General features: G+C 63.2%; 14 protein-coding genes. 7 read left to right on the top strand and 7 right to left on the bottom strand.

The features are described 5' to 3' along the window. Positions 1–17: 17 nt before the first annotated feature. A complete protein-coding gene (locus tag ACFWBU_RS03830; protein ID WP_378527540.1) occupies positions 18–2,831 on the bottom strand; it encodes an FtsW/RodA/SpoVE family cell cycle protein in 2,814 nt (937 codons plus the stop codon). Further along, positions 2,818–4,077, bottom strand: a complete 1,260-nt coding sequence (locus ACFWBU_RS03835; RefSeq protein ID WP_378527541.1) for a hypothetical protein — start codon at positions 4,075–4,077, stop codon at positions 2,818–2,820. The genes ACFWBU_RS03830 and ACFWBU_RS03835 overlap by 14 nt, the downstream gene beginning before the upstream one ends. A gap of 214 nt (positions 4,078–4,291) precedes the next feature. On the opposite strand from ACFWBU_RS03835, the gene ACFWBU_RS03840 reads away from it, so the two are divergent. Then, on the top strand, positions 4,292–4,741 hold the full coding sequence (locus ACFWBU_RS03840; RefSeq protein WP_378527542.1) for a hypothetical protein: 450 nt from the start codon (positions 4,292–4,294) through the stop codon (positions 4,739–4,741). A 144-nt stretch (positions 4,742–4,885) separates the two neighbouring features. Then, positions 4,886–5,494, top strand: coding sequence for a DUF2510 domain-containing protein (locus ACFWBU_RS03845; protein ID WP_378527543.1), 609 nt, complete (start codon positions 4,886–4,888; stop codon positions 5,492–5,494). Positions 5,495–5,657: 163 nt separating this feature from the next. Here the strand turns inward: ACFWBU_RS03845 and ACFWBU_RS03850 are convergent, their stop codons facing one another. Beyond that, positions 5,658–7,070, bottom strand: a complete 1,413-nt coding sequence (locus tag ACFWBU_RS03850; RefSeq protein ID WP_378527544.1) for a hypothetical protein — start codon at positions 7,068–7,070, stop codon at positions 5,658–5,660. 43 nt (positions 7,071–7,113) lie between these two features. Here ACFWBU_RS03850 and ACFWBU_RS03855 point away from each other — a divergent pair, with 43 nt between their 5' ends. The 5 genes from ACFWBU_RS03855 to ACFWBU_RS03875 all read left to right on the top strand — a co-directional run bounded on the left by ACFWBU_RS03855 (position 7,114) and on the right by ACFWBU_RS03875 (position 15,856). Further along, entirely contained in the window at positions 7,114–7,566 is a 453-nt protein-coding gene (locus tag ACFWBU_RS03855; protein ID WP_378527604.1) for an aminotransferase class V-fold PLP-dependent enzyme, read from the top strand. A gap of 616 nt (positions 7,567–8,182) precedes the next feature. Then, the gene (locus tag ACFWBU_RS03860) at positions 8,183–9,760 is read left to right on the top strand and encodes a hypothetical protein (protein ID WP_240955155.1); all 1,578 of its coding nucleotides are present in this window, start codon (positions 8,183–8,185) and stop codon (positions 9,758–9,760) included. Positions 9,761–9,941: 181 nt separating this feature from the next. After that, positions 9,942–10,610, top strand: coding sequence for a GIY-YIG nuclease family protein (locus tag ACFWBU_RS03865; protein ID WP_378527546.1), 669 nt, complete (start codon positions 9,942–9,944; stop codon positions 10,608–10,610). Between the two features lie 437 nt (positions 10,611–11,047). After that, the gene (locus ACFWBU_RS03870) at positions 11,048–12,946 is read left to right on the top strand and encodes a UvrD-helicase domain-containing protein (RefSeq protein WP_378527547.1); all 1,899 of its coding nucleotides are present in this window, start codon (positions 11,048–11,050) and stop codon (positions 12,944–12,946) included. Positions 12,947–12,985: 39 nt separating this feature from the next. Continuing rightward, positions 12,986–15,856: a DUF262 domain-containing protein gene (locus ACFWBU_RS03875; RefSeq protein WP_240955154.1), complete on the top strand. Its 2,871-nt coding sequence runs from the start codon at positions 12,986–12,988 to the stop codon at positions 15,854–15,856. 105 nt (positions 15,857–15,961) lie between these two features. Here the strand turns inward: ACFWBU_RS03875 and ACFWBU_RS03880 are convergent, their stop codons facing one another. The 4 genes from ACFWBU_RS03880 to ACFWBU_RS03895 all read right to left on the bottom strand — a co-directional run bounded on the left by ACFWBU_RS03880 (position 15,962) and on the right by ACFWBU_RS03895 (position 25,235). After that, positions 15,962–16,888 carry an HNH endonuclease gene (locus ACFWBU_RS03880; RefSeq protein WP_378527548.1) on the bottom strand — a complete coding sequence of 309 codons (927 nt, stop codon included), beginning with the start codon at positions 16,886–16,888 and terminating at the stop codon, positions 15,962–15,964. Between the two features lie 78 nt (positions 16,889–16,966). Further along, on the bottom strand, positions 16,967–18,187 hold the full coding sequence (locus ACFWBU_RS03885) for a hypothetical protein (protein WP_378527549.1): 1,221 nt from the start codon (positions 18,185–18,187) through the stop codon (positions 16,967–16,969). Beyond that, positions 18,187–19,947 carry a helicase-related protein gene (locus ACFWBU_RS03890; RefSeq protein ID WP_169652714.1) on the bottom strand — a complete coding sequence of 587 codons (1,761 nt, stop codon included), beginning with the start codon at positions 19,945–19,947 and terminating at the stop codon, positions 18,187–18,189. The genes ACFWBU_RS03885 and ACFWBU_RS03890 overlap by 1 nt, the downstream gene beginning before the upstream one ends. Next, the gene (locus ACFWBU_RS03895; protein WP_378527550.1) at positions 19,944–25,235 is read right to left on the bottom strand and encodes an AAA domain-containing protein; all 5,292 of its coding nucleotides are present in this window, start codon (positions 25,233–25,235) and stop codon (positions 19,944–19,946) included. Before ACFWBU_RS03895 ends, ACFWBU_RS03890 begins: the two co-directional genes overlap by 4 nt. Positions 25,236–25,362: the final 127 nt, after the last annotated feature.

The raw sequence follows: 25,362 nt of genomic DNA on the forward strand, positions 1-25,362 counted from the left end.
TCAGCGGGTCTGGTTGGTCAGCGGGTGTGGGCGAGATAGCGCTCGAGCAGAGTCTTGACCACCGGACCTGATGTCGCCGAACCGAATCCACCGCCCCGCACGAGTGCCGTCACCACCACCTCGGGTGCATCGAAGGGCACCACCGCGGAAAACCAGGCATTGAGGCCCTTCCCGGGGGCCGAGGGATCCTCGGCGGTACCGGTCTTCGCCCCGGCCGGCACCGGCAGGCTCGCGAGCTGGCCGGCGGTACCGGCGGCGGCCGATGCACGCATCCCCGCTCGCACAGGTCCGAGTTCGTCCGCGAAGGACAGTCGATGCGGTTCCTCGGTCGGAACGGGCACACCCTCCGCCGGCCCGTAGGCCGCCGCGAGTTGGGGCGTCACCATCGCGCCGGAGGCGATACCCGACGTCCAACGCGCCACCTGCAGCGGGGTCGAGCTGACGGTGCCCTGACCGATTCCCATCAACAGGGTCGACCCCGGATACCAGGCCCCACCGATGTCGCTGACGTTCTCCGGTGTGCCGAGGAAACCCGCGGACTCGTTGGGCAGATCGATGCCCGTCGGCGAGCCGGCACCCAGTTCACCCGCGGTCGTCGCTATGCGCTCGGGGCCGATGAGGTCGGCGAGCTGATAGAAGTAGACGTTGTCCGACCACTGGATAGCCCCCAGCAGACTGTTTCCCCCCATGGGCTGCCAGTTCGCAAAAGTGTGCCCTCCGTAGGCATAGGAGGCGCCGCCCGCGAGCACGGTGTCCGGCGACAACACGTGCGACGACGCATTCGCCGCGGCGGTAACGATCTTGAACGTCGAGCCCGGAGGCACGGCAGTCTGCGCAGCGTGGTTGAGCATCCGACCCGGCCCCGTGCCCTCGGTTTGCGCCGCGAGCGCGACCGGGTCGACCGGTGGTTCGAAGACGTTGTTGTCGTAGCCGGGAACACTGGCCAGTGCCAGCACCCCACCGGTGCGGGCATCCATCACGACTGCGGCACCGAGGTCGCCTCCGCTGGTGCGCATTGCCTGTGCGAGCGCATCGGTCGCGGCCTGTTGCATGCCGAGGTCGAGGTGCAACCGCAGGTCGTGACCCCGTACCGGGTCCACCCTCTCCCCTGTGCCGACCGGACGCCCGGACGGATCGACGTACATGCACTGCCGGCCGTCGACGCCGCGGAGCAACGCGTCGTACTGCATCTCGAGTCCCGCCTTGCCCACCCGCGCTCCGAGCGGGAGGTTCGGCCAGTACTGCATGCCCTGCTCGTCCGCGGTCCCGACGTACCCGAGGACGGACGCCAGCGACTCCCCCTGGGGATACTGCCTGCGTCCGGTCGGGTACACGAGCACCCAGGGCAGCTGGGCGTCCACGATTCGGCGGGCCTGCTCGGCCCCGACGCGTCCGAGCACGAGCTGCATCTCCCCTTCCGCGCTCGTCAGGTCGTCCGCGAGTTCGTCGGGCGTGATGGCGAGGAGTGCGGCGAGTTCGTCGCGTATCCCGGGGTCACCGTCGGCGAACATCCGCGGAACCACCGCAACGGAGTATTCGGCGACATTGACCGCGACCGGAACACCGTTTCGGTCGAGAATGTCACCTCGTTCGGCGGGCAGGCGGAGACAGCGCAGCATCTGCGTGTCGCTGGTGGCCCGCAGATCGCCGCCGTGAGCGGTCTGGAGTTGCCAGGCGAACATCGACATCGCGACGAGCGACGCGGTCACCGCCACCGCGCTCGTCGACACTCCGCGAGGGAGCCGTCGCTTCCGGGATTCGGTGGCCCACAGCGACCGCGTCACGCCGTCGCGCCGCACCGCGAGCACCAAGCCGAGGGAGACGAACCCGACGATCGAGGCGGTGCCCCCGTAACTGAACAAGGGAATGGGCATGCCGGTGTGCGGCAGCAGCGACAGGCTCTGGGCGACCGACACCACCGTGTGAATTCCGAACAGTCCGGCGACACCCGCCGCGACGAGTGCCGCTTCCCTCGTCCGTGCGTGTCGGGCAGCGAGGACGGCACGCCACACGATGACCACGACGGCCAGCACGACGGCCAGCCCGGCGACCAGACCCCATCCGTACACCAAGCTCGCGAAGGCCAGGTCGTGCTCGGATTCGGGCAGGTAGGTGGCCCGGAGGCCGTAGTCCGGTTCCCGGCCGAGGCCCCACCATCCCGCGCTGCCGATCGCGATGTCCGCCTGCCAGGCAGCCCAGCCGGAACCCTGCGGATCCGCGTCGCGCGAGAGGAAGACGTTGATCCGATCGAGTTGGTACGGGCGGAGGAACAGCAACGCCAGCGGCAGCGAGGCGACGCCGAGCGCGAACAGTGGAAGCAGCGACCGCATCGGCACCCGGGCCAGGATCAGCATGAGCACCACGGTGAAGACGAGCACCACGGCCGTCGACAGGTCGGGTTGCAGCGCGACCAGCGCGATCGGCACACACGCAGCCGCCAGGACAGCCAGGAACCTGCGGACCGTGTAGTCACGAGCCAGTATCGATGCGGGCACTAAAACCAGGGCGAGCTTCGCGATCTCGGAGGGCTGCAGGGTGAACACGCCGAGATTCAGCCAGCGCTGCGCGCCCATCGTCGCGATCCCGATCAGCGGCACCGCCACGAGCAGAACAACCGAGGCAATGTAGAGGATCCAGCCGAAACGGCTCAGGGTGGCGACCCGCATTCGCGACGTCGCCCACATGGCGCCGAGGCCCACGCCAGCGAGAACCGCGTGACGCACTGCCGGTGCCGTCATTCCCGTCGTCCACATGTTGAGCACGCCGAGAGCGACCAGGACGACTGCCGCAGCGACGAGCCAGGGATCGGATCGGCGCCTATCCGCCTGCACCAGAGCCCCCCGGCGGGCAGGTTACGTTCTCGGCGGGCACGTACAGCGGCTCCGACGCGGCGGCGGCTGGAGCCGTGCTGACCGCGGCGACCGCCAGCGCAGCGCCCGGCGGCAGATCGACGCGACCGACGCCGTAGGCCTCCTGCGCGCCGGGCGGTACCGGCACCGTGACCTCACCACCCGGACCGACCGCACCCGTACATCTGTCGTAGACGGTCAGATTCCAGGTCACCGCACCGACATTCGCTGCGGGATCGACACCGACATCCACCCGCAGGTTGCACGATCGTCCCGGCTCACAGGCACCGTTGGCAAAGCTCGCGACCATCCGGGTGATGGGTCCGGCTTCACCCGGAAGATCGACGGGGACGGGGCCCGGCTCGGTGGACCCCGGCTCGGCCGGAGGGGATACGGCGTCGGGCGCCGGGGGCGGCGGCGAAACCGGACTGATCTGATCGTCCATCGACGACTCCCCGGGGTCGAGGAGGGTGTTCCATCCCTGCCTCAGGTCCGACCATGCTTTCGGAGCCACCCACACCATCCCGGCGAGTACGAGGAGGGCGAGCAGGGCGAGTAGACCCCGGCGCCACGACGGTCGCCTTCTCTTGCGATGCCAGATCTTCGTTGCGGGTGGCTGCCAGCCGGTCGAGGCGAGAGAGGATCCGGCAGACGGGGGAGGCTGATCCGGGGCGTCCGGCTGTTCCTGCCCTCGACCTTCCGGACGGGCGCGTCCCAGCACCGCCGAGACGAGCGCCGCAAGCTGACGACGCGTCGCCTCCACATCGTCCGGAGCGAATTCTGTTGCGACGGTGCTGCGCACGAGCTGCGCGAGGACGAGCGAGTCCGACGACTCGGCGATCGATCCGTCCAGCCGGTCCACAAATTCCGCGCTGCGACAGTTCGCCGCGATCTCTCGAAGCAGGACGGCGACCGCATCACGGACCTCGTCCCGGGATCCCGCGTTCCCGCCGCGCTCGATCGTGAGGTGCCCGCTTTGGGAAACCGTCACGGCGTTTCCTCGAAGCCTCGCCGGAGAACGCCCCGACTCGTGTGCCGACTCGACCTGATCGACCACATCGGTGACGAGCACGGCCGCCTGCGCAGGGGTCAGCTTCACGAGGGCAAGCAGCCTCTCGAGGGAGACGCCGACGCCACTTGGATCGTCGTCGGTTCGCGTCGGCGGTCCGGACCGAGCCTGGTCGGGCTCGCCATCCGTCGCGTGGATCCCCACGAGTGCCTCGATCATCGCACATCCTGAAAACGCTAGTCCCCCAGCATCTTTCAAGCATCGAGAAGCGGGGTGGACGGTGGACCCTGCAAGCACCTTTCCCACTCGCCTGCTATTGGTTACCGATCCATTCTGTGCCATTCGCCCCTCGGTTGCGGCGGCTTTCGACCGAAACTCTGCGGCCCGTCCGGGGCATCCTCGAACGGATCACCTCGTCCGTTACCTTCCCTGCATGAAGATGCTCCTGACCGTCTCGATCGTCTCGGTGTTGTGCACGGTTGCGGTCCTGATCTACGTGGTGCCTCAGCTGGTCGTGTCAGGAGTGGTCGAAGTCGGCGGCCGTGGTCTCGAACTGCTGGTGGTGCTGCCGACATTGGTCGGATTGCCCTGTTCTCTCGCCGGAGCCATCGTCGGGACCGCCTGCATTCTCCGGCGACACACTCGAGGGAGGGCGACAGTCCTCATGGCGCTCGGACAGGTGACCACAGTGGCTCTGGCCGCGACCATCGTGGTGTGGGCTTTCGGGTTCGCCTCGACCGGCTGGGAGCTCGTCGCGCTGCCGACAGCGTTGATGGTGGGCCAGGTGATGGTGGCGGCGGGGCTGGTGGTGGCGTTCACACAACGATCTGGGTGTTCGCCACGCCGAATCGGGGTTCTGCCCGTGCACCCGGCTGCACCATAAACACCCGTATGAATGGAGCCCCGTATTCCTGCAGGCTCAAGTACCGACCGGTGGAAGTTGGCCATTGTAGGTTCGCTGATCGAAATGCGCGTTAGTCTTGAACAATCACGGCTGCCTGCGATGCTCCATGGAGGGGTGAGTACCGTGACCGATGATCCGAATAGCGCGCAACCGGGTTGGTATCCGCGGCCCGATCATGGGATGCAGTACTGGGACGGCCAAAAGTGGCTCGATCTGCCGGATCCCTCTCCGAAGCACCCACTCCGCTGGAAGAACCTCATCCGACATCCGATCGGGGTGATGCTGGCAGTTTTGTTGGTGACTGTCATCGGTGTAAGCGTCGCCGTGAGGTTGTCTCGCGATGCAGACAACCGCGCCGACGTGGCGGCCGCGCAGCTTTCCGCATCAGAGAGCTCCGCAGCGCGGGCCGCCGCTGCCGAAAAGGCTGACCGCGAACGCCGCGAAGACTCGGAGAGAGCGATGCGCAGGTTGAGCATCACACACGTTGAAAACAGCATCAGAGAAATGGCCACCGGTCATGCGAACTCGTCCATCATCGACGGTCCGGTGCTCTCGGTGTCGTGCTCACCGGTCGCGGGCGGATCTGTGGATGACCTCCTCGCGCAGACGACCGTTCTCGAGTGCTTCGCGGCAACCGAGGAGAATCCGAATGGTTCGAAGAGGGGGTACAAGTATCACGCAACAATGAACTGGGAAACCGAAACGTTCACCTATGGATTCGGAGAGCCCTGATCTTGTCGGAGCGATGGCTCGTCGATTCCACACCTCTAAGATCGCTGACACGGCGGTGCACAGCCGCTACTGCTCCTGGGCTGCCGCTACCCTCGCCCCGAAGCGCGAACCCTGGAGATCCCCTTCGGCAATCCGGCGACGGCACTTTTCTGACCTGCTCCGCCTACATTGCCTTGTACCTCTCGGACGCGGCGGTGAACGCAGCATCGGCGAGTTGCGGGCAGTGAACCCTGCGCTGCATGCAAGGACCCTTACGCATGATGTGAAGTGCAGTGGTCGCGGCAGCCCGAGTGACAGCCACGTCGTCGACGAGGCGTTCTAGGGCGTCCAGGGTGTCCGCATATAGGAAAAGTTGACCGGGTCCTGATTCTTGATAGTCGACCTCGGCAACTCGCACAGCCGGGTGGCGGCGGAAGAACATGAATTCGGATGCATCCGTGGGGAACAACTCCGCTTCGTTCACCTGAATTTTTCCTCCTGGTGGCATGCCCCGGTCCTGATAGATCACCAATGTTTCGGTCATCGCAATCGTGAGACAAGACAAGCGACCGAAACTCTTCCCAGGCCTGGTCAGGCAACTGAGAGCCCAGCAGTGATGCTCGGTCCTGACCGGGTAGGGAACACAACGACTCAGGTAGCCCCCGATGATCCTCGTTATCTGATCGCCGTCATCTCGGTGCCGAAAATGTTGATAATTCGCGGCAGTACGGGCCAGCCGTTCGGCCGGAAAGCTTTGGCGCATAGTCGGGTCCGAGGTATTGACGATATCGGGCGCGTCCAACCAGCGACGCTGCTCGTCGGGCGAGACCAGTTGATCGAGATACTTGCTGACGCCGAGCATGGTGGCCATCTCATTGATGTTGCGGGCGAGCAGCCCAGCGTCCTGCGCGGAGTGAATCAAAGTCTTCTCGTGCAACCGGAGGTGACGCTTACCGACCAGAGACCCCGTTCCCGCAGAGTCCGGACGGATCCGGACTTGCTGGATGTCTTGATAACGAGCACGGTGTTGCCTCAATCGCTCGGGAAGATCAATCGATTCACCGATGTAGCACTGCCCGTCGACGAATTCCAGGATGTAGTAGCCGGCCCGCCCTGTGCCTGCCTCGTCGAGCCTTCGAGTCACCGTCGCCGGGTTCGGTTCCAGCGGAGTAGAGAACCCCTTCTCGGCAGACCACACCGCAATTCGATGCAACCTGGTAGCGACCACATCCGGAGGCGGTGGGGGTTCGAGAGTCAGAGGGACAGCGGGAAGAACGGAGGACGGGGTCGAGGCGCCGGCCGAATGCCATTGCTTCGACGAGTCGGAAGTGGGGAGGGCATTATTCGACGCTGCCTCAATCATCGCATCACAGAGCGTGTCGAGTGTAGCGACATCAATGGTCTCGTCAGTGCCGACGAAACCGGTCTGTTCTGCGTTCAAACGCCAGCTGTCCCGGAGCCTCCACTGCATCCGCATATCTCGGATATCCAACCCCAGGGCCTCCCCGATGAGCGACCTGAAGTTCTCATCGAGGTCCATAGGAATCTGCGTCGACATCAGGATCGTGGCGCGGTCTCCGCACGACTCGATGGTCATTCTTCGCCGCCGGGGATACCGACGCGTCCCGCTCACACCGTTGATGGTCGGCGGTGGGCAGGAACGGGGACTCCGCCCCGGCACCCTCCCTGTTCCACTCATCGCCGGACTGGGAACAGCGGTCTCGTCTGCGATGAAGAACCAAGCAGCCAGAGCGGCTCGCGTCGCCGAACTGCGGTCCGGCTTGGTCGAAGCCCTTACACCCCTCAATGTGCGAATTAACGGGTCGGCCGAGAACACGCTCACGAGCACGCTCAACTTTTCCGTGCCAGGTGTGGACGGCGAGGCAGCGATCCTCGCACTGAAAGATGTAGTAGCCGTGTCGAATGGCTCGGCATGCACGTCGCAGAGCTACGAACCCAGCCATGTTCTGAAAGCGATGGAGCTCGACGACGACACCATCCACGGCGCCATCCGCGTGTCATGGTCTCACCTCACCGAAGACCCGCAGTGGAACGTTCTCGCTGACCGACTCTCCGAGCTACGAGTTCGCTAACGGAGGCTTTGAAGACAGCTTGCAACCGCAAGCCATCGGCCCGCCCTCCCCCGATTGTCGGGCAGCTACTTTTGCCAGCAAATGGACGTAGCGCATCAACGGCGGCTACCAGCGGATACGGGTGCGGACAAGGTCCTGGCGCGGCTTGTCCGCGACCTCATGCCTATGTCATGCCGTAAGCGTTCTGCACCTACACCGAGTGCTTCCCCAGCTGTACAAATGGCCTAACGCGAAAACCAAAGACCGGCTGAAGATTCACACTTCGCTACGCCTCCGGGATCCCCGATCCCATCCCCGATGGTCTTCCATACAATTGCCTAGGGCGCGCGGGTATCGGTCGTGGTATACGAGCCGAGACTCCGTCTGGTCCTTCGCGCGGGGCGTCCGCAGCTTCACGGACGACCTGATTCGGTTTCGACGACAACAAGCAAGACGTCGACCACATCCGCAACCTGCCGTTCTGGGCAGAACGTTTCGGCGACCGCTAAAAGACTCGCCGCTGCGGATCAGGTGTCGAGTCATGCCCCCGACCCGTACGTCCATCCGCCTCGTCCCAATGTCGGAATTTCAGGGTATGTTCTCGGTCCGTCGGGCCGAATCGGAGGAGAGCAAGCGGATGAACGAGTTGGCACGGACGATGGGTGCGGCCGTTGTGCCGGCAAGCGACGAGCCCGGCACCGACGTCGCACTGTGTGTAGAGCCCGAAGGTTTGCTCGTGTGTGGTGATCCGAGCGCCGTTGCCAGGTATGTGACCGAACTTCGCGGGCTTGTGTCGGATGCGATTGAGACCGCCGACGTCTCTCCCGTGGTCGCAGCGCACGCTGGTGCGATTGCGGCGGCGGGTGTGGCGATGTCGTCACACGCCGGTGAGTTCGTACGGCTCTCCTCCAAAACCGTCGAGGCATTGAAGACGGCGCGCGCACTCCCCGTCGGCAACGGCTTCTTCCGCGGAACGTTGGTCGACAGCGCAGGAAAATTCTCGCATCAGATGCAGTGGCAGAAGGTGTCCATGGCGCCTGGACGAATGGCGTCTGTCCAATTGTTGGCGGTCCAAGTTGCACTCGCCAGTGCCATCGCGTCCGTGGAAAAATCAGTTGCCCGTGTCGAGAGCAAGGTCGAACGAGTCCTTATGCTCGCCGAGGCTTCCCGTGCCGGCGATGTCCGCGGCCACTACGTCGTGTTGAGTCGCCTCACTACGCAACTCGATGAACACCAGATCCTCACGAACACCGACTGGGAATCCGTCGCAGGCCTCGGGCCGAAGCTCGTCGTCACCATCGAGCGCCTACGCGAACACGCGAAACGTACTCTCGGCGGTTTCGACTCGACGAAGCCTGTACATGAGCGCGCCGACTATCTGAGAAAGGCTCTCGACGACAACCGTCTCGGCGAGACTCTTCATCTTCTGGTTGTCAGCGAGCAATCGCTATACCTGTGGCAGCGACTCCGGATAGCACGGGTTCAGGCAACCGAGGCCAATCATCTTCAGATGGTGCTCGATGACGCCCGCCGACTCCTCGAGGACAACGCCGACCAGGACGGCGCGTTGTTACACCACGCGCGCGAGCATCTGTCCGAATTCACACGTATGAACCGGCTCGACGGCTTCCGGTGGGGCGCTACCCACAATCTGTCCCACGACATCGTCAAGCTCCGGGACGATCTCGAAGGGTTCGCCGAGGCGCGCGGTCGACAGATCACCGAGTGGGTGGCAGTCGAGAAACCTTCTATCGCTGACGCCTTCGCAGAAGTGGGTAGCCGAGCCCTGTCGGTAGGAGGGTCGGCCGCAGCGGGAGCCGGCCGAGCACTCGGCGCCGGACTCGCCGGCGCAGGAGCGGGATTGGGATTCGTGGGACGAGGCGTCGGCCAGCTGGTCGGGGGATCTCGTCCCGAGGCCGAAAACAAAGTCCGGATCGAGCAATGGGCGACGGCCGGAGAGGCTTCCACCGCAGTTGGGTCCTTGTACGAGCACGTGAAGGACGGCCGACTGCGTGCCGGCGAAACCCTTTGCTATCGCGACGCCCCGGCAGGTCTCGTTCACACCGCGACGGTGACCGGTGACGGACGAATCCGTTTCGAGGACAAAGAGTACGACGACCCGTCGACTCCCCTGATCGAGAAGTGTGGTCGCAGCCGGAACGGATGGCGAGATTGGAGGCTGACCGACGGGCGGTCGCTGCGAGATCTGCAGTGAAGCACGATCGCTCTGAGGCGATAATCGCGGTGCTGATCGCTAATACTCTGGTCACAAGCACCTTTCGACGTGTCCCGTGCGCGCTCACTAGCGCGAGGTCGAGGTCTCAGCCCGGCCCATAGCATCACCGCGTGTGACGAGGTCGAGGCGTAGGTGCTCGATCCTTTCGTAAGCCGTTGTTATGTTCATCGCCGTGACGCAACAGCTTGACCAACGCGCTTCTGATATCTATGAAGTGGACGTCGATGTCCAAGGGATCTTGTCAAACGAACCGGTGCGCCGCGACGTAGCGGTCGGGCGCGGCACTCCGGTTCCGAAGGAGGGCGGGGTATATGCATGGTGGTTCGATGAGCTACCAGGCGAAGTGGAGGCTTCCGGCTGTATCCAGCGTGACGGCCTGACACTTCTGTATGTGGGCATCAGCCCTAAAGCTCCGCCGAAGACCGGAACTCTCGTCAGCAGCCAAACACTTCGCTCCAGGATCACGACGCACTATGCCGGCAACGCGGAAGGTTCGACGCTACGTCTGAGCCTCGGGTGCCTCTTGGCGCCTACGCTCGGGTTCGAACTCCGACGATTCGGTTCCGGCACTCGGATGCACTTCGGCGAAGGCGAGCGGGAACTGTCTCGGTGGATGCACGAGCATGCTCGTGTGTCCTGGATTGCGGACGATGCGCCCTGGGAGCTCGAGTCACGGCTGTTCGGGAAGTTGGTGTTGCCGCTCAATATTTCCGGTAACGCTAACTGCCGTTTTGCGGCGCGAATGAGTGTGATCCGAAGCGATGCGCGTACGCGTGCTCGGGCGCTCCCCGTACTGGCAAATCCGGGCGTCGGTGGGCGGTACCCATAGCCGGACGCGCCAAAGGTTGAGGGGCTATGACGGTCGGGTCGGCCCGGTGCCGAGACAAGACCACGCGATTCCTAGTCTCCCCGGGCTACCGGTCGCTTCGCACCCACCCCGACAGCCCGACCCGTCATTCGTGTTCAGGGTGTAGTGCGATCCTGTCGTCCCATATCCGTAATGTCTCGGTTCGTCGGAACGACAACACGATGAACAGGTAATCAGCGGAGCGGGGAACGAGGGCTGGCATATTGGCAACACTTGCGATCGACAAGGGCTTCCTCCTCGACTTCACGAAGCTCGAGTCGACAGTCCAAGCTCGAGTCACAGAGGTGTTCGAGAAGTTCGACTCCGCCACACACTCGGGTCTCCATCTCGAGAAGATCAAGAACGCACGCAATCCCCTTTTCCGGTCGATCCGCATCACGCAGTTCTGGCGTGGCATCGTGCTGGCCCCCAAGAACGGGGACACCTACACTCTCCTGAAAGTTCTACCCCACGACGATGCGTATGTGTGGGCGGAGCGTCGCGACGTCTCCGTCAACCAAGCGACCGGCGGCATCGAAGTCCGCGATGACGCCGCACTTGACGAGCAGCTGGCTCATCTCGATCACGAATCCGAGAATGTCTCTGCCAGCTATTTGTTCGAGCACGTCAAGGACAACGAACTTGCCCGGCTCGGACTGGACGAGAAGGCAATACGCTTCGCGCGGCTGCTGGCTGAGGACTCCCAGCTCGACGCAGCCCAACCCTACTTCCCCACTATCCAGTGGCAGGTCCTCTACGGCCTCGCTGCCGGCATGACTCCCGACGAGGTGTGGTCAGATCTCGGAGCCGAAATCCTCGACGGACCCGTGGACACCGACGACCTCGACGCCGCAATCAAACGCAGCTCCGACCGCGTGCTTCTCGTCGACGGTCCTGCGGAGATGATGGCGGTCTTCGCCCACCCCTTCGCTTTATGGCGGATCTATCTCCACCCCGCGCAACGGGCCGCGGTGGATGCAACCTATCGGGGACCGGCGCGTGTAACGGGCGGGCCGGGAACCGGTAAGACCGTCGTCGCGCTGCATCGCGCACGCCGATTGGCTGAACGGGGCGAAGGACAAGTCCTCGTGACAACCTTCACCTCGACCTTGTCCGATTCACTCGGAGAAGGCATCGAACTGCTCGCTGAGGGTTCCGACGTCACGTCCCGCATCGACGTCCAGCACGTCGACCGTCTCGCTCATCGTGTTTTCCGCGATGTGCACGGTAGCCCCCACATGGTCAGTTCCGCGGACGAGAAGAAGCTCTGGCGAAGCATCATCGACGACCTGGACATCGATTTCACCGAAGCGTTTCTCGGCGAAGAGTGGCGCCAGGTGGTGCTCGCGCAACGTGTCAGTTCTGCAACTGAGTACCTCGCTGCCAAGCGAACAGGTAGAGGGCGGCGACTCGGTGCCACTCAGAAAGCACAGGTGTGGCAAGCAGTCTGGGAATTCGAAGAAGCACTGAAGACACGTGCGCTGCACACGCACGAAACCGTGCGTCGAGAAGCGACGAAGATTCTCGAACAACGCGACTACAAGCCCTACCGCCACATTGTTGTCGACGAAGCTCAGGACCTGAGCCCCGATCAGTGGCGGTTCCTGCGTGCTGCCGTGCCGGAAGCGTCAGACGACCTGTTCCTCGCCGGTGACACCCATCAGCGCATCTACAACAACCATGTCAGTCTGCGCGAGCTCGGCATCAAGGTAACGGGAAGATCCAACCGTCTGTCTATCAACTACCGCACCACTGCAGAGATTCTGCGGTGGAGTCTCGGCCTGATACAGGGATGTCGCATCGACGACATGAACGACCAGTTCGACTCGATTGCCGGCTGTCGCTCGGACATTCACGGCGATCACCCCGCCGTTCGAGGCTTCGGAACGCGAGATGTCGAGTTCGCTTTCATTGCCGACAAAGTGCAGGAGTGGATCGAAAGCGGAATCGCGCCGTCGGAGATCGGGATCGCTGTACGGTCCAAAAAAATCGGGGAGTCCCTTGCGGGTGTTCTCACGAAACAGGGCATCCCGAATTCCGACTTGTCCGACTCGCGCAACGGCAACGACGGTGTCTCGATCGGAACGATGCACCGCATGAAAGGTCTCGAGTTTCGTTGCCTGGCTGTCGGTGCCGCTACCAGTAAACAGATTCCCGCTCCATATGCCGTTACCCCGGTGAGCGAGGACGAACACAGCCACGAGCGCGACGTACAACGCGAACGCTCTCTCCTGTTCGTCGCATGTACTCGTGCGCGAGAGCAACTGTCGGTGACTTGGCATGGCGAACCCAGCCCGTTCCTCACCCCGCTTATCTGACTTCCCGCTCTACAGTTCTGTTTTCCCGAGAGGTTTCGAATGCCCAAATTGTCCACCCTGCTCGACGAGATCGACTCGGGCACCGTTCTTCTCCCCGAGTTTCAACGCGGCTACGTCTGGAATCGGGATCAGGTCCGAGGCCTGATGCGCTCGCTCTACCGGAGTTATCCCGTGGGCGGCTTGTTGATGTGGGAGACCGCGACCAATGAGATCGCTGTACGTGGCGAGGTCACCAGTGGTGGTGTTCGGCAGCTTCTGCTCGACGGGCAACAGCGCGTCACCTCTCTGTACGGCGTGGTGCGTGGCACCCCTCCCCCATTCTTCGAAGGCGATCCCTCTGCGTTCACGGGTTTGTACTTCAACGTCGAGTCGGAAGTCTTCGAGTTCTATCGCCCGATGGTCATGGCAGAGGACCCGTGTTGGGTGAGTGTCACTCAATTGTTCCGCGAGGGTCTGAAGCCCTTCTTCACCGCCTTTACCAACCACGCCGAGAAGGCCAGTACCTACCTCGACCGCCTGAACACGTTGTCGCAGATTATGCAGCGTGAGTTCAACGTCGAGAAGATCACCGGTTTGGACAAGTCCGTCGATGAGGTGGTCGACATCTTCAACCGAGTGAACTCCGGTGGCACCAAACTCTCGAAGGGCGACCTTGCGCTCGCGTCGTTGTGCGCACAGTGGCCACCCGCCCGTCAGGTGATGCGCGACAGCCTCGCGGTGTGGAAGAAGGCCGGCTTCGATTTCACTTTGGACTGGCTGCTGCGCAACGCAACCGCGGTTGCGAGGGGGCGTGCACTGTTTACCGCACTGAGCAGCGTGCAAGCCGACGAGTTCGAGCGCGCGCTCACATCGTCGGTCGCCCACATCGGCACCTTCCTCGACGCAGTTTCCGGACGACTCGGTCTCGACCACGACAGGGTACTGATGGGGCGCTACGCGATCCCGGTGGTGTCGCGTCTGCTCGAACTGAACGGCGGTAAGTTCACGGACGCCGCTCAGCGCGACAAAGTCCTGTACTGGTATGTCCACTCGGCGCTCTGGGGTCGCTTCAGCGGTTCGACGGAGAGCTACCTTCAACAGGACTACGACACCGTGCGAGACTCCGGAGTCGACGGTTTGATTGCCACGCTCGAACGTGTCCGCGGCGGAAACCTCGAACTGCTTCCGCACGACTTCGACGGATCCACGCGAGGCTCCCGCTTCTACCCCTTGCTCTACCTCCTCACCCGTGTGAAGGGCGCCCGGGACTTCGGCAGCGGGCTGGAACTGCGTGCAGAGCTGCTCGGAAAACTCACCAGTCTGCAGGTCCACCACATCTTCCCGAAGGCCCTGCTGCGCGATCGATACGACCGCAACGAGATCAATGCGATCGCGAACTTCTGCTTCCTCACCCAAGCCACCAACCTGGAGATTGGCAAGAGTGCGCCGGAGAAGTACTTTGCGGAAGTCGAAGCAAAGAATCCCGGTGTACTCGCGTCTCAGTGGATTCCGACCGATCCGGCACTGTGGACCGTCGACCGCTACCCGGACTTCCTCGCAGCACGGCGTGAACTGCTCGCAGAGGCAGCCCAATCATTCTTGGAAGAGCTCCGGTCCGGTTCTCAAAGCGCAGAGGAGTCGCTGCAGCCGCTCGCCGTCACGGAAACAGAGCCCGATGACCCGAGAACTCTGCAGATTCAGGCAATGATCGCGGAGCTTCGCGACCTCGGATTCGCGGAACCGGAGGTCGACACCGAGATCACCGATCCCGCGAACGGGCGCTTCCTGTCCATGGCAGAAGCGTTTTGGCCCGACGGCCTGCAGCACGGCGTCGGCGATCCTGTCATCCTCGAACTCGATCCCGATGAAGCCGACCTGCCACGTCTCGAGGAACTCGGCTACAAGGTGTTCACATCCGTGGACGCTTTGCTCGGTTTCGTCAACAACCTCAACGAGGCCGCTGCCGGCGTCCCGGAGTCGACCGAACCGGAAGAGTTGCTCGAGGAAGCTGGCGACAAAACGAGCGAACTCGAGTCGGAGTTCGGTTCCCGCATCCGCGAGCTCTATGACCGTGCTCGACGCGAAGCCGGCTACAACGCCACCCACTTCATAAGCATGGTCGCGAACATCGGTCCTCTGGGTACAGCAAAGAAGCTCCTTGCCTCGAGGACCATCTCGGACGGCTTCTCCGAGCTGTGGGAACGAGGACGCATCGACCTCACAGTGGAGGCGCTCGTCATCGAGCCCACTTTCGAAACACTGTTCACCGACACGGAGCTCGATGTCGCCCGGCATCGACTCACACAGTTCGGATACACGGCCAACAAATCCGCCTCGAAGGCATCTCCCTCGACCCGTACGTCGCAAAAGCCGGCCACGACGGAAAACACGAACCTGACGCCGACCTCGGAAAAGCCCGAGTGGAACGGGCAGGACTGGTACGTCTGCCTGGGCGAAGTCAACGATTCCCGAAACTGGGACGACGCGCGCAAGTACGGGTTCGTGTCAGCCGGCGGAGGCCGTTGGTATTCCGACACCCTCAAGAACCTTCAGGTCGGAGATCGCGTTTTCGTCTACGTCCCGAAGGTCGGCTACGTCGGTGCCGGAACAGTCGCCGGCTCCGCCGCTCCGGCGGACCGAGCGACACTCGAGGTCGACGGCAAGCAGGTCAGTTTCCGCAGTCTCGACCTGGTCGGTCCGTACACGCACGAGATCGACAACCCGGACCCTGACGAGGACTACCAGGAGTGGATCGTTCCCGTCGTTTGGGAACGGACTGTCGACCGCGAGTCTGCACTGCGCGAGGCCGGTTTGTTCGCGAACCAGAATTCTGCCTGCAGGCTCCGCGACGAGCACACCCTGAACCGAGTGACAGAGTTCTTCGGCGTCACCGACCTCGACCGATCTGCCCCTTCGGCAGACAAGCGATGAGCTAGGGGTGTGCGAGGGACCAGCCCTCGCACACCCTTTCACTCGTCAGACGTCACTCGAGCTATCGAGGCGGCGAAGCGCGTCCACCGCGTCCAGCGCCTTTTCTTACCCGGCGCTGAGAAAACGCTTGTAACTTGTCGCCAGGAGTTCTGGATCAGGGCGTTCATTGCGAGCCGGCGGAACCACCATGAGCTTCTGGCCGTGCCGCTCCTTGAGACCGTGCTCGAGCATCGGACCGTCGATCTCGTCGAGAAGATCTTTCCGGATCTCTACGACCAAATCCGGCGTAATGCCAAGGATGTTCACGTCGTATGCGGCGTGGTGGATCTTGCACAGAGCAAGCCCGTTGGTCACCGACGCAATACCCGCGTCGTGCGAGTCGGGCACGATATGCGCAGCATCGAGCAGCTCGCTATGTCCGAGAGCGCAGACCGCGCATCGCGTTTCATATGCACGCATGACAGTGGCACGAAAGACAGGCTGATGGAGCCGACGTTTCGTCTCGGCCACTACGTAACGCCGAAGCTGCGCCTCGGCTTGCGAATCGGGACGGTGGAGATCGCGAGCGACTTCTGTGGCGATGACGAACTGATGTTCGCCAGGTTCTTCCCCGAGGATGAACACCGGATAGATGGGCTGGAACAAACTCGGCCCCACGCCGTAGAACCAGATCAGCGGAACGCCCTCATTCATGGCAGCGCGTAATCCCCTGTTGTCCATGTTGTTTGGGTCGGTCGTCGACCATTTGTAGCGGAGAAGCCCATCCGAGCCGACCTGATCCTCGTACGGACGCTTCGCACCGGGCGCGCGGTACGTCGTGCTGATGGACAAAGCAGAAGAAAGCTCCTTGGGTTTCCGAATCCCGCGCGTCGGGTCCATCAGCCGGAACATCTTCCCATCGATCGTGAAGTCGAGTAAGTCCTGGCGACTGATCGGATCGAGTCCGTCGTTTGTTCGCACGGTCAACCAGGCCATTGCCTCACGACGAAGCCGGAGGTCGAACCCGTCACCGCGCCACAAACTGTCACTCACAGATCCTCCTGATGCCGCCCGAGACCACACCGACGCCATCATCATGGGATGGTCGATCGGTCCCTATTGAACCATTACCTACTCGAACGACTTGCTCACGGACTCCCGCAGCGTCCGCATCGAGGTGTCGTCCACATTCCACAGTTCCCACCCGTCGAACGGACCTTCATCACCGAGCCTGAACGCCGACACCACGGCCGCCGCGGCGGCGTCGGGGTCCGGGTATGTCGCACCCAAGAGAGCGCGAACCGGCGCGACCGTCACATCCATCTTCTTGCTATCGGGATCGAACAACGCCTTCACTCGGTGACCATCACAGTCGAGGTAGACGCGAATCCTCTTGCCACTGAGCGCACTGATGACTCGTGTAGATCGAGCCCGGGCCGGCCCCGACTCGGCGACACGGGACAGGGTGGTCGGAGCGTTCGAGGCGTCCGTCGGACTCGAAACACGCGCCCCACTCGGACGAGGTGAACCATCGCGCGTCTCGACACTGTCCTCCTTGTTCCACACTTGCGTTCGCGGACGACGGGCCGTGTGCTTGGTCGCGGCGCGTCGAGAAGCTGCCGGTGCCGGCTTCGAATTCGCGCGGAGACCCGAGGGACCGGAAGACTGCACAGGGTCAGGCAATGCCTCCGACATGACGGCTTCCCACAGCGTGCCGAGACGCTGGGCGCCGAGGTGGTGAAGGGGTGTTCCCTTCACGGCTTTCTGCAATACCTTTATCCCGGAGTTCGCCGGCAATCGTCGAGTCAGATCGTTCAGAGTTCGGATCCGCTCCAGTTGTACAGCAGCGGCCGCACCCTCGGTCCCGCCTGCAGCCATCCACAGCGACCCGACCGAGTTCCATATGACGCCGTCATGGGTTTGCACAACGTCAGGGACTTCACCGAGCGAGTCGGCCAGCTCGGCTTGACTGGCGATTCCTTCGAACGCGTCGAGCGCGGCACGGAGCTGATCACCGATGCTCATCGGCTCTGTTACCACTTCGGGATTCCCGCCCAATAGCAAGTTGAGCGCGGAGAATCGGTCGTTGCTTCCCGCCGAGAAGCGCACGACGTCGTTGTGTACAACTGAGTCAGTGGCAGCGGCTCCCGCTGAGACATTGATCCGTAACGAGCCGAAACTGGATTCGGTCGCAGACTTGAAGTCGGTGCCGACGACGTCGCCGCGCAGCGCGCGGATCGGCCGCGCTGTCGGCTCTGAGAAACAACCGCTGGGGATTCCCTCACGCACGATCCAGACGTAATCGTCCTCGAGGACGACCTGGCCGTCGAACCCTTCGAACCACTGCGCCATTACACGGCCTCCATCCGCACCATCACGTCCGACAGCAGCTCACCCGCGACGGTGTCTCCCAGGTACTCGATGGCCGTCCTCTCTATTCGACTCACCTGACTCGAAGAGACACCGAGCCGTGCTCCGACCTCCGCCTGGCGCTTCGGTCGCTCACCACCGAGGCCGAAACGCATGACGAGCACGGAGACCTGCCGAGGTTCGAGGATCGACAAGCATGCCAAAACCGTGTCGAAATCATCGACAGTTCCCCGTTCACCCACCTCGAGCAGGACACGACCGATCTCGGCGTGTTCGCTACCAGTGACTACGTCTTCGGGCGCGTCATCGTCAACCAACCGCTGCGCGATTGCGACGACTTCTTCGGCCGTTGGCGAATCAACTCGCGACTCCGAGGGACGTGGAGGCTCAGCGAGTGGCAACAGAGTGTCCGGGCCCTGGGGAGCGGCTTGCATCCATTCACGAAGCAGCGCAGGTGCATCGCCAGGACCGACCGTCACCACTTCGGAGGCAATTCCCGTGAGTTGTTCCAGGAAGGTTCCGTGAGCCCCGTTCCTGGGATCTTCAGAACTGTTCTCCGCGAACATCACCAGGAAAGAAGCCGGTCGGCCATCGGATTTCGGCCGGATGACTCGCCCCATACGCTGAATCATCTGTCGGCGACTCTTACTGCTCGCCAGAATGATTCCGACGTCCGCCTCGGGAACATCGACACCTTCGTCGAGAACCTTCGGAGCGACGAGCGTGGTTACCGTACCGTTCTTGAACTCGGTGAGGAGCCGCGCTCGGTCCGCACGTTTCAGGTCGCTCGTGAACGGTGCGGCGAGCACACCCTCTTCGAGAAGCACCTCAGCGGCGGCACGCGACGAATCCTTCGTCTCCGAGAAGGTGAGTGCCTGCCCGGTCTCCTTGAGCACGGTACCGAGACCCCTCAGAGCCTCGAGCTTTCCGCGGCACTCGGCGAGCAGCGAGCGACGCTTCGAGAACGCATAAAGATACTTCCGGGCGGCCCATGTCGAACCCTCGGCGCTCTCCCCTCCACTGAGCAGCTGAACGTCGCGCATGAACTCACCGAAGGGCTCCCCCGCGCATCCGAACTTCTCAGTGAGATCACCCCGGAGCTTGCGTGCCAGCTCGTCGTATTCCTGGTATTCGGCCGCCTCGAACTCGTCGAACGGCACCGCGACAAGCATGACTCGCACGGGCGCGAGGATGCCGTCGGCATGACCACGCTCGTAATCACAACCGTTGATGACCGTGCGGAAGTAGGGCATCAAATGCCGTTCGACGCCGTCGTCGGACCGCTCGAACGTGGCGGTGAGACCGATCCGTTCCGTGAAGTCGTCGGTGAGCAGTCGCGAAAACGTCAGCGCGCCGTATCGGTGCACTTCGTCGGCGACCAGCAGCGTCGGCGCGACCGGACGCGGCGCCGATCTACTGATCGCCGACTGCACCGTGCTGACGAGAATCCGCTTGCCATCGAAACTGTCCGCGTACCCACCGCCACGTCGACCGACGGGGATATCCGGGAGAACGCGCCGAATTGATCGATGCCATTGGTCCAGCAGTTCGATCCCGGGCACGACGATCAAGACGTCCAGGCCGCGCGCGACTGCGTCCGCGGCCGCCGCGATACCGAGCGTTGTCTTTCCGGAGCCCGTGACGGCTTCCACCACGGCACTTCGGTCGGCCGCCACCCAGGCATCGAAGGCTTCGCGCTGCCAGGCACGAAGAGGCGTCCCGGCGGGGGTAACCGTCGTCATCGGCCGGCCTCGGTCCACGTGACTCCTGCACCGGCGGAGTTCTTGCGCAACCGGCCCTCTGCTTCCAGATCTTCGAGAACGACGAGAAGGCGCTCATCGTCGAGTCGGGTCAGCTTCCGTGCCCGTTCCAACGACAAAGCAGCGAATCCGGCAGCCGTAACCAACACGTCGGCGACAGAATCGAGGTGTGCCGGCGGCAGATCCGCAAGGGTGACTGCCTCCTGGGCCGCGGGGTGCACAGGGGGAGCGGCGTCGATGAGAGGCGACACCTCGTCTGCCAATCCGTATACACGCGGGCCACGTTCGGGCATCCACTTCGCGCGACCCTGGGCAATCAGCTCCCCCATGATCGCTTCGATCCGGTCTCTCGGTTCGTTCAACCGGTATTCGAGGTCTGCCAGCGAAACCGGATCGGCGGCGAGGCGTTCCAAGATGCGCGAGCCGAGGCTCGGAGGAAGTATCGAGGTAGCCGCCGCGGGCATTACTTCCCAGCCACGTACGAATGTCGGTGTGGCAGAGGGTTCGGGAACTGCTACGCCTGGATCGGACGGTGTCACGTTCTCGACGCCGTGCGACAGCTCAAGGTCTTCAACCGGGGAGAGACCACCGATCAGGTGATAGTGGGTCAGCTTCCCGAACTCGTTGACTTCCTCGACGCGTCCGTCGTGCTGAAGGCGATCAACCTCTGTCTGGACGCTCCGCCAGTCTTCGCCGAGACGCTGCGCAAGCGCACGTACGGGGAGGGGTTCGCGCTCCAGTTCTTCGAGGATGGCGGCTCGTAGTGTGCGCACCGGTCCGCTCTCGACGGCCGGGTCGACCACCGGTACCGGTGTCTGGGCGGGTGACACGAGTGTCGGCGTCGCGGTTTCCTCCAGCGGAAGATGTTCGACCTCACCCGTGCAGGCGGGCGGCTCTGCACGTTCCTCCGAGTGTTCGATAACAGGAACCGAAGCATGCTCGACGACGGTGGGCACCGGACGAATGACCGGCTGCTCCGCCACATCCACTACGTCATCGACCGGCGAGTCATCCTCCACGAGCTCTACCGGAGTCCAGCTCTCCTGCAGGGACTTTACGACGTCGTTCACACCGACAACGTGCGGCCTGATGCCGCGCCTGTCGAGCTCCTCCCAGAGACCCATCATCGATCCCACCGGATCGAGGTAGTACTCCGACTCGCGGATACGCCAGAACTGCCATCCGCAGCGTTGCAGTTCTCGTTCCCGCTCGAGGTCCGCACGCTGCTGTTCGGGACTCGTGTGCCAGTGGTCGCCGTCGCACTCGACCGCCAATTTTCCGTCCGCGCCCGTGACTACGAGATCGATCCGTCGACCGTTCACCGCGACCTGCGAATTCACGTGATAACCACGCGCCACGATGTCGAGGAACACGCGCTGTTCGAAGAGACTGTCGAACGCTTGATGGCGTTCGTCGCGTTTCACGCCTTCGGGCATCGGTTCTGCCGGCGCAGGAGAAGTCGATTGCATGTAGGTGAGCAGCGAATGCCGCAGGTCGGTTGAGCGCAGCGATTCCAGGCTCCGTGAGTGGAACAGCCACATCTGATCCTGGGCACGCGACGCAGCAACGTTGAAGCGGCGCTGGTACTCGGTCTTCGTCATCGCGGCGATGTTCTGTTCGGGCGCCACGACCATCGACAAGAAGACGACGTGACGTTCGTCCCCCTGAAAATCCGGTGGCGTACCTACTCGCAATCGACGCTGTTCCCATTGCTCCGGTGTCAGCCGGTCGAGCAATTCGTTCGTGATGATGTCGACCTGCGCTTGTCCCTGAAGCACCACGACACCGAACGTCTTGCCGTCGTACGCTTCGTCCGACAGACACCGTTTGATCGCGTCGGCAATAGCGCGAGCTTCGATTCGATTGGAGAGGGTCGCATTCCGCCCGGTGACCACTCCACCTTCGACGAAGGTGGTGCGCAGGGGCGGCAGCCGATCGGCACCGAACTGGCGCACGGGCACCAACGGTGCGTCGGAGTAGAACTGACCGCTGGACCAGTTGATGATCTCAGGCATGCACCGGAAGTGTTCCCGCAGGCGGATAACGCTTCCGAACCTCGAGCGGAGCAGCGAGAAGACACTGGATCGAGGTGTGAAACTGTCGCGCAGGTACTTCGGCACGTCGGGCAAGTAGGAGTCGAGCCGGGTGAACACACCGTCGAGAGCACCTGACGACACATCACTGGGTGCACACTGCTTGTCGTCACCCACGACGATCACCCGGGGCGCGAGCCACAACAGGAACAAACTGCTGATATCAGCCTGGCTCGCCTCGTCGACGATCACAACGTCAAACGAATTCTGTTCGGCCGGAATGGATGACAATACTTGCTGGAGCGGCATGACCCACGCCGGAACCGCGCGTTGCGCCACCTGCATCGCTTCACGTGCGCCCGCCCGGAACCGCTCGGCGTACTTGCCGGTCCCCTTACCGATACTGGACACGTGGTCGCGATACGTCTGCAGTGCTTGCACCTGCTCAGCCGTCGTTCGCCCGAGACAAGCACTCCATGCTCGTTCGGCAGCCAATCGCGCGGTCAACTGGGCGATGTCGTTCTCGGTCGCGTCGAGTTCGTGCTGGAGCTGGTTGTCGTCGTCTACGCCTCGGGAGTTCTGCCGGACCCAATCGTGTGCACGACGCCACGCCCAGGCCTGCTCGATGTAGGTCAGGCGCACCGACCACTCCGACGACGAAGGGTTCTCGGAGATCGCCTGTGCCAGCGCGGGCGCCTTTTCCGTCAAGCGCGTGTGCAGCGATTCGAGATGGAGTTCCTCCTGATATTCGCGGACCGCGGCTTCCCAGGAATCGATCGCCGTGCGGATCCTTCCGAATTCGGCGGACTCGATGGCCCGGGCGAGGAGGTGCCCTTCCGGGGGAACCCCGTGGGTCAGCTCGGCTCGAATACGAGACGCAGTGTCCGTCAGCCAGATACGGTTTGCCTCTGCATAAGCAGCTGCGGCAATTGCCTGCGCCGCGGTCGCCACCGATCTGGCCTGGTCCAGGCTCGCGATACGCGGTACTCCGGGGCTCACCTGCCGCAGCGCGAGCTCGACTTCCTTGGTTCGCGCTGCGAGCACTTCAATCAGGTCGCGTGCCCGCGCGGCCCGCGCGGCTGCACCGATAATCTGGCTACGAGAGCCGGTGGTCTCCATATCGATGCCCAGATCGCGGAGGATCAGCGCCACGGACTGGATGGCATCGAGCGCACGAAGATGCTCCGCAACCGCACGGGCGCGCTGTGCAGTAGTGGCTTCGAGGCCGTCGACGGTAGCGACTGAGCCCAGTGCTTCCACCGCGGTCTGCTCGTTGCTCCTGCGGAAACGTCCGAGACCGCTTCGCCACACCTCACCGCCCTCGAGTGCCCTTGCGAGCGCGTCGTACGCGTGCAGCGCAGATCGTCCGAGCACCGGGGCGTCGACGACAGTAGTTGTCCCCAGGAACATGTCCGCGTTGTACGCGGTGGTGACCAGCTCGCGGATGTGGCTGGTCTTTTCCCACAGGTAGTCGATCCCCCCGGACAGCACCGCATCTGCGAGGTTCCGGTACGCAGGTTCGAGCCCGTCGACATCGCTCAGAGCCTGCTGCAAGTACTCACATTGTTCACGGAGCCGTTCGAGCGCCTCTGGGGCGGCACCTTCCAAGGTCCGAACCAGTCCAGAGGAGGGAAGGTCATCCGACCCGGTTCCGTTTCGAATCGCTTCGCATGCAGTTTCGAAGTCAGACAGTGTCGGCAGACCTAGATCCGGAAACCACTGCCGTCGGCGCTCCGCACGTCCGGGTCTGGACCGTTCGGTCAGCGCGAGCAGTGTCTGAAACTCTTCCTGCGTCAGCGGTGGGCTATCCGCATGGAGCGGGCCCTGCAGCCAATCGTGGTTGGCGTTCTGTGCCGAAACCTTCTGCACGATCTGCGCAGGTGTTCCTGCATAGCCCGCCGCGATATCGTTGTGCGAGAGCGTTTCCGCAGCACGACACTGCCGGATCCGCTCCGTCAGTACGGCTCGGCGACTCAACGCGGCGTCACGCTGCTGCGCTACCTGGTCGATGAGAGCGGCGGTTCGCCGAACGTCGAACTGTGCCTTGCGGGTGGCGATTTCGCTGACGCTTCGGTTCAGCTCGGCAGATCCTCCACGGCCTGTGTCGGTCACCGAAACGCACAGGTCCTGTAGTTCGGCGGGCAATTTGTCTCGGAGCACACGAAGCGCCTGTGCTTTTTCGCTGGTGACCAGTACACGCTGGCCGCGCGCCAGCAGCGCCGACACCAGGTTTGCAATCGTGTGAGTCTTTCCCGTACCGGGCGGGCCCTCGACCACTACACCACTGTCGCCGGCGAGGCGGTCTATGATATCTCGCTGTTCCTGATTGGCAGGAAGCGGAAAAAGCGGGTCGTCGGCAAGCAGCGAAGATGTCGACGTGCCTGCCCGGTCCAACCACGCGACCCGATCAGCGGGTTCGATCGCCTCCACGAGTTGCGCCAAGCCCAGGGGGACTCCTGCCGTCTCGTCTGCAGCGGCTGCGGTCATGCGGTCGTAGTACTCGATCAGCGCGTACGCGCCTCTTTTACGCAGGACCAATGCGGGAGACGGCGTCAGCAACCGGTCTTTGGACGGGGCGTCGTCGGGTCGGTCGACGACGTCGACGCGGGTCGTCAAGGCACGGTCCGACCAATCCTTGAGGAAAATCTTGGCGGCAGGGTCGATGGGCGAGCACACACGGGCAGCCAACGATTCGTGCAGGCTTCGAGTACCGGTTGAATCGAAAACCTCCAGCCCCGTCAGCAACTGCGTGTCTTCGAGGCTGGGCGCGGATTCCGGATCCAGTCGTACCAGCAGATCACCCGATGCTGCGTCCCGCTCGACCAGCGCTGACTGCGTGATCAGGTGCGTGCGTACCCGTTCTCCCGCAATGTCGGGCGGGAGCTCGAGTAGTCCCGACGCAGCCACGAGTTCCAGTGATTCCGGCTGCGCTTCGAGTTCCAGCATCGCGCGCTGCAGGAACACATAGAGATCCCAGGCGGGCCGGCGCTGCCGATCGAGCTCGGCCCAGGCACGCCACTTATCCAACCATCGTTCGAACTCGCTCGCCCCCGACGCATCGGGGTGGAGCGTCGGTTCGGCACTCGAGTCCGCGATCGACCCCAGAACGGAGGAAGCGATGGCGGTGGGCGGGCGAGGTGGGTCCTCGAGATGCACACGGTGTGCTCGGATCACGACATCACCCGCGGACGCATCCGTGTTGAGAGCAACCTCCAGGTTGCCCTGGTCGAGTGCCATCACGCCTCGGTGCCTTTCGAGGACTCGAACAGGAGCACTTCGTGCTTTGACGAGCTCGGACAAGAACGCCAGCAATCGCTGGACACGATCCTTCAGTTCAGGATCGTTCTCCCTCGAATCCACAACC

The organism is Rhodococcus sp. NPDC060084 (assembly GCF_042730335.1).
In the GTDB taxonomy this organism is placed as follows: Bacteria; Actinomycetota; Actinomycetes; order Mycobacteriales; family Mycobacteriaceae; genus Rhodococcus.